Source organism: Micrococcus sp. KRD070 (assembly GCF_017168435.1).
In the GTDB taxonomy this organism is placed as follows: domain Bacteria; phylum Actinomycetota; class Actinomycetes; order Actinomycetales; family Micrococcaceae; genus Micrococcus; species Micrococcus luteus.
This window is the reverse complement of record NZ_JABFNH010000024.1, coordinates 281,124-290,803: the sequence shown is the minus strand read 5'-3', so window position 1 is coordinate 290,803 and position 9,680 is coordinate 281,124. Positions and strand designations below refer to the sequence as shown.

6 protein-coding genes are annotated in these 9,680 nt (G+C 74.6%); 4 read left to right on the top strand and 2 right to left on the bottom strand.

What is annotated here, in order from left to right:
* Nucleotides 1-88: 88 nt before the first annotated feature.
* Nucleotides 89-1,948 carry a molecular chaperone DnaK gene (dnaK, locus tag J1M38_RS10965; RefSeq protein ID WP_123244405.1) on the bottom strand — a complete coding sequence of 620 codons (1,860 nt, stop codon included), beginning with the start codon at nt 1,946-1,948 and terminating at the stop codon, nt 89-91.
* Between the two features lie 325 nt (nt 1,949-2,273).
* On the opposite strand from dnaK, the gene J1M38_RS10960 reads away from it, so the two are divergent.
* The gene (locus J1M38_RS10960; RefSeq protein ID WP_044658848.1) at nt 2,274-2,900 is read left to right on the top strand and encodes a Dps family protein; all 627 of its coding nucleotides are present in this window, start codon (nt 2,274-2,276) and stop codon (nt 2,898-2,900) included.
* 76 nt (nt 2,901-2,976) lie between these two features.
* On the opposite strand, the gene J1M38_RS10955 is transcribed toward J1M38_RS10960, so the two are convergent.
* Nucleotides 2,977-5,271, bottom strand: a complete 2,295-nt coding sequence (locus J1M38_RS10955; RefSeq protein ID WP_206481407.1) for an MMPL family transporter — start codon at nt 5,269-5,271, stop codon at nt 2,977-2,979.
* Nucleotides 5,272-5,335: 64 nt separating this feature from the next.
* On the opposite strand from J1M38_RS10955, the gene J1M38_RS10950 reads away from it, so the two are divergent.
* From J1M38_RS10950 to J1M38_RS10940, 3 genes are all read left to right on the top strand, one after another.
* A complete protein-coding gene (locus J1M38_RS10950) occupies nt 5,336-5,812 on the top strand; it encodes a MarR family winged helix-turn-helix transcriptional regulator (protein ID WP_044658846.1) in 477 nt (158 codons plus the stop codon).
* Nucleotides 5,809-6,321, top strand: a complete 513-nt coding sequence (locus tag J1M38_RS10945; protein WP_044658845.1) for a para-aminobenzoate synthase component I — start codon at nt 5,809-5,811, stop codon at nt 6,319-6,321. The genes J1M38_RS10950 and J1M38_RS10945 overlap by 4 nt, the downstream gene beginning before the upstream one ends.
* A gap of 66 nt (nt 6,322-6,387) precedes the next feature.
* Nucleotides 6,388-9,669, top strand: a complete 3,282-nt coding sequence (locus tag J1M38_RS10940) for an MMPL family transporter (protein WP_144786236.1) — start codon at nt 6,388-6,390, stop codon at nt 9,667-9,669.
* The last annotated feature ends 11 nt before the right edge of the window (nt 9,670-9,680 follow it).

Below are 9,680 nucleotides of genomic sequence, written 5' to 3'. Positions count from 1 at the left end.
GCCCGGCAGGGGCGCTGCCGGGCCGGCCCGCCGGCGTCGTGGGTCTCGGGACGGGGCGGGCGTGGACGCCCGCCCCGGCCCCGGGGTGTCAGGCCTTCTTCTCGTCGTCCTCGTCGACCACCTCGGCGTCGACGATGTCCTCGTCGTCGCCCTGCGGGGCGGCGGACTCGGCGCCGGCGTCGGCCGACTCCGCGCCCTGCTGGGCGTAGAGGGCCTCGCCGATCTTGACCTGGGAGGCCTGGAGCTTCTCGAACGCGGCGGCGACCTCGTCGTCGTTGTCCTGCTTCTCCAGGGCGGCCTTCAGGGCGTCGACGTCGGCCTGCACCTCGGTCTTGACGTCCTCGGGCAGCTTGTCCGCGTTGTCCTGCAGGAGCTTGTCCACGGAGTACGCGGACTGCTCCGCCTGGTTGCGGCGGTCGGCGGCCTCGCGGCGCTTCCTGTCCTCGTCCGCGTGGGCCTCGGCGTCCTTGACCATGCGGTCGATGTCCTCCTTGGACAGCGAGGAGCCGCCCGTGATGGTCATCGACTGCTCGGTGCCGGTGCCCTTGTCCTTCGCGGAGACGTGCACGATGCCGTTCGCGTCGATGTCGAAGGTGACCTCGATCTGGGGCATGCCGCGCGGGGCCGGGGCGATGCCGGTCAGCTCGAAGGTGCCCAGCGCCTTGTTGTCCCGGGTGAACTCGCGCTCGCCCTGGAAGACCTGGATGGACACGGAGGGCTGGTTGTCCTCGGCCGTGGTGAACGTCTCGGAGCGCTTGGTCGGGATGGCCGTGTTGCGCTCGATGAGCTTGGCCATCACGCCGCCCTTGGTCTCGATGCCCAGCGACAGCGGGGTCACGTCGATCAGGAGCACGTCCTTGCGCTCGCCGGCGAGCACGCCGGCCTGCACCGCGGCGCCGATGGCGACGACCTCGTCCGGGTTCACGCCCTTGTTGGGCTCCTTGCCGCCGGTCAGCTCCTTCACCAGGTCGGAGACGGCGGGCATGCGGGTGGAGCCGCCGACGAGGATCACGTGGTCGATGTCGGAGACCTTGACGCCGGCCTCCTTGATGACGTCCTCGAACGGCTTGCGGGTGCGCTCGAGCAGGTCCTTGGTGAGGTCCTGGAACTTGGCGCGGGAGAGGTGCTCGTCCAGGTGCACCGGGCCCTCGGGGGTCACGGACAGGTACTGCAGCGAGATGTTGGTGGAGGTGGCCGAGGAGAGCTCCTTCTTGGCCTGCTCCGCTGCCTCCTTCAGACGCTGCAGGGCGATCTTGTCCTTGGACAGGTCCGCGCCCTTGGACTTGGCCTGCTGGAGCAGCCAGTCCACGATCCGCTGGTCCCAGTCGTCGCCGCCGAGGCGGTTGTCGCCGGCGGTGGCGCGCACCTGGATGGTGGCGAAGTCGTCCTCGTCCTTGGCGACCTCGAGCAGGGACACGTCGAAGGTGCCGCCGCCCAGGTCGAAGACCAGGATGAGCTCGTCCTCCTTGCCCTTCTCCAGGCCGTAGGCCAGGGCGGCCGCGGTGGGCTCGTTGATGATACGGGTGACGTTCAGGCCCGCGATCTCGCCGGCCTCCTTGGTGGCCTGGCGCTCGGCGTCGTTGAAGTAGGCGGGCACGGTGATCACCGCGTCGGTGACCTTCTCACCCAGGTACTCCTCGGCGTCGTGCTTGAGCTTCATCAGCGTGCGGGCCGAGATCTCCTGCGGGGTGTACTTCTTGCCGTCCACCTCGGCGGTCCAGTCGGTGCCCATGTGGCGCTTGACGGACGCGAAGGTGCGCTCGGGGTTGTTGACGGCCTGGCGCTTGGCGACCTCGCCGACCAGGACGTCCCCGCCCTTGGAGAACGCGACGACGGACGGGGTGGTGCGGGCGCCCTCGGCGTTCGCGATGACGACCGGGTCGCCACCCTCGAGGGCGGCGACGACGGAGTTGGTGGTGCCGAGGTCGATGCCGACTGCACGGGACATGATGGGGTCCTTCCTGTCTGACGGTGAAGCGGGGGCCGGACCGGCGGGCCGGGGCACCGGCGCCGCAGGGACTTGAGCCTTCATGACTCAGGTTGCCACCGGGGCGGTGGACTGTCAAGTGAACCTGAGTCGACTTCACTCACTTCTGCTTCTGCGAGGGTCAACGCGGGCCGTCCACGATCCATTCCCGAGGCCCCGGATTCGTCTGCGCTCCGTTCCGGTGCAGGCGCCCGGCCCTGGAAGCGCGGGGGTCTCGCGCGGTTGGATGGCGGATCACGGGGCGTCGCCGACGGCGCGCCCGTCCCGACGGAGAAGGAGCGCCACCATGGCCGAGAAGAACGCCGCCGAGTACACCGTCCCGGGCCTGTCCCTGAGCACGGGCCGCCGCACCGCCGAGATCCTCCAGGGCCGCCTGCACGCCCTCAACGACCTGCAGCTCACCCTGAAGCACGCCCACTGGAACGTGGTGGGCCCCGGCTTCATCGGCGTGCACGAGATGCTCGACCCCCAGATCGAGCTGGTCCGCGGCATGGTCGACGTCGTCGCGGAGCGCATCGCCACCCTGGGCGTCTCCCCCGCGGGCACCCCGGGCGCGCTCGTGGCCGCCCGCACGTGGGACGACTACACGCTGGGCCGCGCGTCGACCCTGGAGCACCTGGCCGCCCTGGACCTCGTCTACGACGGCGTCGTGACGGACCACCGCGCCGCGATCGACGCCACCGAGGACCTCGACCCGGTCACGCAGGACATCCTCATCGACCAGGTGGCCCAGCTCGAGCTGTTCCAGTGGTTCATGCGCTCGTTCCTGACCACCGACGACGGCCGGCTGAGCAGCGCAGGCACCACCACCGAGGCCGCCGCCGCGGGCCGCGTGAAGGGCGCCCAGTCCGCGCCCGCCCCGAAGGCCGGGCGCACGAAGAAGTCGGACGCGAAGAAGGCCAAGAAGAAGTGACCGCGCGCCCCTGAGGCGCCCGTGCACCGGAGGGGCCCGACCGCACTGACGGTCGGGCCCCTCCCTCCTGCGCGGTTCAGTCGACCTTCGCCGGCCACCACACCTTCGGGCCGATGTCCCGCACGAGCGCCGGGATCAGCAGGGAGCGCACGATCAGCGTGTCCAGCAGCACGCCGAAGGCCACGATGAACGCCAACTGCACCATGAACATCAGCGGGATCACCGCGAGCGCGGCGAAGGTGGCCGCCAGCACGACGCCGGCCGAGGTGATGACCCCGCCCGTGACGGTGAGGGCGCGCAGCACGCCCGCCCGCGTGCCGTGCCGCGGGGTCTCCTCCCGCGCCCGGGTCATCAGGAAGATCGTGTAGTCGATCCCGAGCGCCACGAGGAAGACGAAGCCGTACAGCGGCACGGTGGGGTCGGCGTCCTCGAAGCCGAACACGTGCCGGAACACGAGGGCCGAGACGCCCAGGGCCGCACCGAAGCTGACCACGGTGGCCGCCACGAGCAGCACGGGTGCCAGGAGCGAGCGCAGCAGCACCGCGAGGATGACCAGCAGCATCGCGAGGATCAGCGGGATGACGACCCGCAGGTCGCGCTGCGTGGTGACGTTCGTGTCCAGCGCCTGGGCCGCCGGGCCGCCCACGAGGATCTCGCCCGAGGTCGGGAGGTCCGCGAGCCGGTCGCGCAGGCGGGCCACGGTCTGCTGCGCGGCGAGGGACTCGCCCGGGTCCGCCAGAGTGGCCGAGACCAGCACGCGGCCGTCCACCACGCGGGGCTGCGGCTCCGGCGCCGACGCGGCACCCGCCCCGCCCTCCGCGTCGGTCACGCCCGGGGGTGGGCCCGCGGCGGCCTCGGGGGCGTCCGCGGTGACCTCGGCCTCGGCCACGCCGGGGTCCTCCGCGACGGCGGCGAGCACCGCCTCCGCGTCCCCGGCCGGGGCGAGGATCTGGGCGGGGGCGCCCGCGCCGGCGTCGAAGTGCTCGCTCAGCAGGGCCTGGGCCTGCCGGGCGTCGGAGTCGCCGAGCAGCACGTCCTCCTGGGCGACGCCGTCCGCGCGCAGCTGCAGCAGGCCGCCGCAGAGGGCGAGGAGCACGACCGTCGTGGCGACCCAGACGGGGCGGGGCCGGCGCGCGACAACGGTGCCCACCCGCGTCCACACCCCGTGGTCCTCCTCGAGGCCGGCGATGGGCCGGCCCGCGCCGTCGCGCGGCGGGGTGAAGGCCCGGCCCCGGGCGGCGCGGCGCTCCGTGCGACGGCGCGCGCGCTCGGGGGACGGGATCGTGGGCCAGAAGGCGGCACGCCCGGTCAGCCGCAGCAGCGCCGGCAGCAGGGTCAGGGCGGCGAGCCACGCGAAGGCCACACCCGTGGCGGCCACGGGGCCGAGGGAGCGCGTCGAGTTGAGGTCCGAGGCCATCAGGATCAGCAGGGCGAGGGCCACGGTGGAGGCGGACGCGGTGATCGCGCCGAAGGACCCGCGCACGGCGGCCCGCAGCGCCTCCCCGACCTCCGCGCGGACCAGCAGCTCCTCGCGGTGCCGGGCCACGAGCAGGAGGCAGTAGTCCGTGGCCGCGCCGATCACGAGGATCGAGAGGATGCCCTGGGCCTGGCCGTTGAGCTGGATCCAGCCCGCCAGGGCCATCCCGTAGACGGCCACGATCGCGCCGCAGAGCGCGGCCACGGCCGTCAGGAGCACGAGGACCGGCAGCAGGACGGAGCGGTAGACCGCCACGAGGATCACGAACACCACCACGAGCGCCACGAGCAGCAGCAGCCCGTCGATCCCCGCGAACGCGCCGCCCAGCTCCGCGACCAGGCCCGCCGGACCGCCCACGTGCCACTCGGTGTCCGCGGCCACGGTCCCGGCGAGGGCGGGGGCGGCGGCCGCCGGGTCCGCCACGACCTCCCGCAGGTCGGCCACCACGTCGGCCACGGGTCGCTCAGCCCCGGCCGAGGAGTCGACGAAGGCCAGGAACTGCACCGCCGCACCGTCTTCGGAGGGGATCGGACCGGCGACGTCGACCACGCCCGGCACCTCGCCCAACAGGCCCGCGAGGTCCGCGAGCGCGGGGAAGGCGGCCGCGGGGTCCGCGGTGCTCGCCGGGCCCACGACGACGGCGGGCACGGCCTCACCGTCCTGGAACGCCGCCGCCTCCTCCCCCGCGCGGGTGGACTCGGCCGACGCCGGCAGGAAGGTGGCCTGGTCGTTCGAGGAGACGTCGCCGATCGCGCCGAACACGGGGCCGCCCAGGCCGAGCACGGCGAACCAGACCACGGCGAGCGCCGCGGCCAGGCCCAGCCGCAGCCCCCGAGAGGGACGCCCCGGCGCGGCGGGGGTGCGGAAGGCGGACAGGTCGGGCGCGGTGGGCATGCCCCCGAGCGTAGGGGATGGTTCGATGATCAAACAACCATGGGGGCTGGCTAGACTCCCGGCCATGACCACGCAGCCCCCCTCCGCCCCCGCGGAGCATCTCGCCGTGGTCCACGCGCTGCGCGTCTTCAGCGAGAGCGCGGAGCACGCCGTCGACGAGGCCGGCCGCGGCGTCGGCCTGCATCGCACGGACCTCAGAGCCCTCGCGTACCTGATGGCCCGCGCGGCGGCCGGTGAGCCCGTCACCGCCTCGGACCTCGGCGCCCACCTGCACCTCACCCGGGCCTCGGCCACCGCCCTCGTGGACCGCCTGGCCGCCGCGGGCCACGTCCGCCGCCGCCGGGACGAGGGCGACCGGCGGCGCGTGCTGGTGGAGCACACGGACACGGCCCGCCGCGACGGGCAGCGCGCGTTCCAACCGATGTCCCAGCGGCTGAGCGCCGCCCTCGAGGGGTTCTCCGTCGCGGAGCTGCGGGCCGCGGTGCGGGTGCTCGAGGCGGCCACCGCCGCGCTGACGGACCCCACCCCGGAGGACCCGTGACCCGACCGGCGCTCATCGGCCTGGACGGCCGCTCGGGGTCGGGCAAGACCGTCCTCGCCGCCGCGCTCGCGGCCCGGATCGCGCCGTTCGCGCGCGTCGAGGTGATCGAGATCGAGTCCATGTACCAGGGCTGGGACGGGCTGGCCGCCGCGGTGGGCGACGACGGCCCCTACCCGGCCGTCGTGCGCGCGCTGCGGGAGCGGGGCACGGCGACCTGGACCACGTGGGACTGGCACCGCGCCGCCCCCGGTCCGCCGCGGCGGACCGCGCCGGCCGACGTCGTGGTGTGCGAGGGCGTGGGTGCGCTCAGCACCGCCGCCCGACCGCTGCTCGACCTGGCGGTGTGGCTCGAGCTCGAGACCCCCGCGCGGCGCACGCGGGCGCTGGCCCGGGACGGTGAGACCTTCGCCCCGCACTGGGACCGCTGGGCCGCACAGGAGGAGGACTACCTGGCCCGGCACGCCCCGCGCGCCGCGGCGGACCTGGTCCTGCGCCTGCCCTCCGCCTGACGGGGGCGCCGCCCGGGGTCGGGGCGTGCCGGGCCAGGTAGTCCTCCTCCTGGACCTCCCCTTCCCATGGCGACACTGCTCTACCGTCTCGGCCTCGGCGCCGCCCGCCGCCCCCTCCTCGTGATCCTCGCCTGGGTGCTCGCCCTGGCCCTCGCCGTCGGCGGGTTCCTCGCCTTCGGCGGCACGCTCTCCTCCACCGTCACCATCCCCGGCACGCCCACCGCCCAGGTCACGGACCGCCTCAAGGAGGAGTTCCCGGAGGCCTCCCGCGGTAGGGGCCAGGTCGTGTTCACCACCGAGGACGGCTCCCCCCTGACCGACGCCCAGCGCGAGCAGATCACCGCCCTGCTGGACGACGTCGCCGAGCAGCCGGCCGTGGAGGGCGTCGTGGACCCGTTCGAGGCCCAGGCCCAGCGGGACGACGCCCGCACCCGGCTCGACGAGGGCCGCGCCGAGCTGGCCGACGGCGAGCAGCGCCTCGCGGACGGACGCCAGGAGATCGAGGACGGCCGGGCCGAGCTCGAGCGGCGCACGGCCGAGGCCGACGCGGGCGAGCAGCGCCTCGCCGAGGCCGCCGCCCAGCTGGACGAGGGGCAGGCCGCGCTCGACGCCGCGCGCGCCGACCTCGAGGAGCGTGGCCTGGAGGCCCTGCCGGCCGACGCCCTGGCCCCGCTCCGGGAGGCCGAGCAGAAGGTGGCCGACGGCCAGGAGCAACTCGACGCCGGCCGCGCCGAGCTCGAGGAGCAGGCGGAGCGTCTCGAGGCCGGCCAGGCCGAGATCGACGCACAGCGGCAGGAGCTCGAGGCCGGGCAGGCCGAGCTCGGCGACCGGTGGACCGAGCTCGAGGCCGGGCAGGCCGAGCTCGACGCCCAGGCCGAGCAGCTGGCCGCGGGCCGCGCCGAGCTCGAGCAGGCCCGGGACGCCGCGCTGGCCGAGGCCGAGGCCGCCGGCATCCCGGCGGAGCAGGTCGCCGCGCAGTTCGCCGACCAGGAGGCGCAGCTCGCCGCCGGCGAGGCACAGCTGGCGGCCGGTCAGGACCAGGCCGACGCCGCCCGCGCGCAGCTGGAGGCCGCCCAGGCCGAGGCCGACGCGGGCGCCGAACAGCTCGCGGCCGCCCAGGCGGAGGCCGACGACGGCGCCGCCCGACTCGCCGCCGGCCGGCAGCAGCTGCAGGAGTCCGAGGCCGAGCTCGAGGCCGGCCGCGAGCAGGTGGCCGCGGGACGGCAGCAGGCCCTGGACGCGGCCGAGGCCGAGCTCGACGCGCAGCAGCAGAAGATCGACGAGGGCCGGGCCGAGTACGAGCGCGGCGTCGCCGAGCTCGAGGACGGCCGGGCCCAGCTGGCCGCCGGCGCGGAGCGCCTGGACCAGGCCGAGGCCGACCTCGCCGACGGCCGCGCCGAGCTGGACGACGGCCGCGTCGAGGCCGAGCGCGGCGAGCGCACCCTGGCCCTCGCGGAGGACTTCCGCACCGTGTCCGAGGACGGCAGCACCGCCGTCGGGATCGTCACCTTCACCACGCCGACCCTGGACGTCACCGCCGAGGACAAGGAGGCGGTCACCGGCGCCCTCACCGGCGCGGACATCGACGGCGTCGCCGTGCATCCCTCCCAGGAGCTCAACGCCACCGCGCCCTCCCTGCTCGGCCCGGGCGAGGTCGTGGGCCTCGTGGTCGCCGCGATCGTGCTGGTGGTCATGCTCGGCACCCTCGTGGGCGCGGGTCTGCCGCTGGTCAACGCGCTGGTGGGCGTGGGCGTGGGCGCCGCCGGGGCGCTCGCGTTCTCCTCCGCCGTGGAGATGATCTCCGTGACCCCGGTGCTCGGGGTGATGCTGGGCCTGGCCGTGGGCATCGACTACGCGCTGTTCATCGTCAACCGGCACCGCCAGGAGCTGCGTCGCGGCACGGGCCTGCACGAGTCGATCGCGCTGGCCAACGGCACCTCCGGCAACGCCGTGGTGTTTGCCGGCATCACCGTGATCGTCGCCCTCGTGGGCCTGAACGTCACCGGCATCCCGTTCCTGGGCCTGATGGGCACCGTGGGCGCGGTCTGCGTGGCCGTGGCCGTGCTGGTGGCCGTCACCCTGACCCCGGCCCTGCTCTCCCTGGCCGGGATGCGGATCCTCTCGAAGAAGGAGCGGGCCCGCCTCGCCGACGAGGGTCCCGCCTCCGTCGCCGAGGGCTCCGCCGCCGTGCGCCGCGCCGGGCGCCGCTCGACCATGTCCACCCCGGCCGCGATCGCCTCGGCCCTGGCGGCCGTCGCCCTGCTGGTGCTCGTGGCCCTGCCGGTCGGCTCGATGCGCCTGGGCCTGCCGGACGGCGGGTCCGAGCCGGAGGGCTCCGACTCGCAGGTTGCGTACGAGCTCACCGCCGAGAAGTTCGGCGAGGGCTACAACGGCCCGCTCGTGGTGACCGTGGACCTGCCCGCCGGCCTGGACGAGGACGCGGCCGAGGACGCCCGCCTGGCGGTGGGCGAGCAGCTCGCCGGCCTCGAGCACGCGCACGCCGTGGTGCCCGCGGGCTTCAACGAGGACCGCACCGTCACCATGTTCCAGGTGCTGCCCGAGGAGGGCCCGAACGCCGTCTCCACCGAGGAGCTGGTGCGCGACCTGCGCGCCACCGAGCCGGCCGGCGAGGCCTCCAACCTCGGCGTGGCCGGCATGACCAGCGGGTTCATCGACGTCTCGGAGAAGCTCTCCGACGCCCTGCCCCTCTACCTGGGCGTGGTGGTGGGCCTGTCCCTGCTGATCATGGTGCTGGTGTTCCGCTCGATCCTGGTGCCGCTGATCGCCACCGGCGGGTTCGTGCTCTCCATGTTCGCCGCCATGGGCGGCGTGGTGGCCATCTACCAGTGGGGCTGGCTCGGCTCGGTGTTCGGGGTCCACAACCCCGGCCCCGTGCTCAGCTTCCTGCCGACCATCATGATCGGCGTGCTGTTCGGCCTGGCCATGGACTACCAGCTGTTCATCGCCTCCGGCATGCGCGAGGCCTACGCCCACGGCCTGCCCGCCCGCCAGGCCGTGCTGACCGGCCTGCGCTCGGGCCGGGCCGTCGTGATCGCCGCGGCGATCATCATGATCTCCGTGTTCGGCGGGTTCATCTTCGCCCACGACGCGATGATCCGCCCGATGGGCTTCGGCCTGGCCTTCGGCGTGCTGCTGGACGCGTTCGTGGTGCGCCTGCTCCTGATGCCGGCGCTGATGCACCTGCTCGGCGAGAAGGCGTGGTGGCTGCCGCGCTGGCTCGACCGGATCATGCCGGACGTGGACGTGGAGGGCGCCCAGCTCGAGCGCGCCCACGCCCCGGCGCAGCCCTCCGTCCCCGCCCCGGACGGCGGCGCCCACCGGGCCTGACCGCCCCCGAC

Excerpts from the sequence above, each read along its gene's own strand:
- J1M38_RS10940 (WP_144786236.1), top strand. The coding sequence starts at position 6,388 with ATGGCGACACTGCTCTACCGTCTCGGCCTCGGCGCCGCCCGCCGCCCC.
- J1M38_RS10950 (WP_044658846.1), top strand. The coding sequence starts at position 5,336 with ATGACCACGCAGCCCCCCTCCGCCCCCGCGGAGCATCTCGCCGTGGTC.
- J1M38_RS10960 (WP_044658848.1), top strand. The coding sequence starts at position 2,274 with ATGGCCGAGAAGAACGCCGCCGAGTACACCGTCCCGGGCCTGTCCCTG.
- J1M38_RS10955 (WP_206481407.1), bottom strand. The coding sequence starts at position 5,271 with ATGCCCACCGCGCCCGACCTGTCCGCCTTCCGCACCCCCGCCGCGCCG.
- dnaK (WP_123244405.1), bottom strand. The coding sequence starts at position 1,948 with ATGTCCCGTGCAGTCGGCATCGACCTCGGCACCACCAACTCCGTCGTC.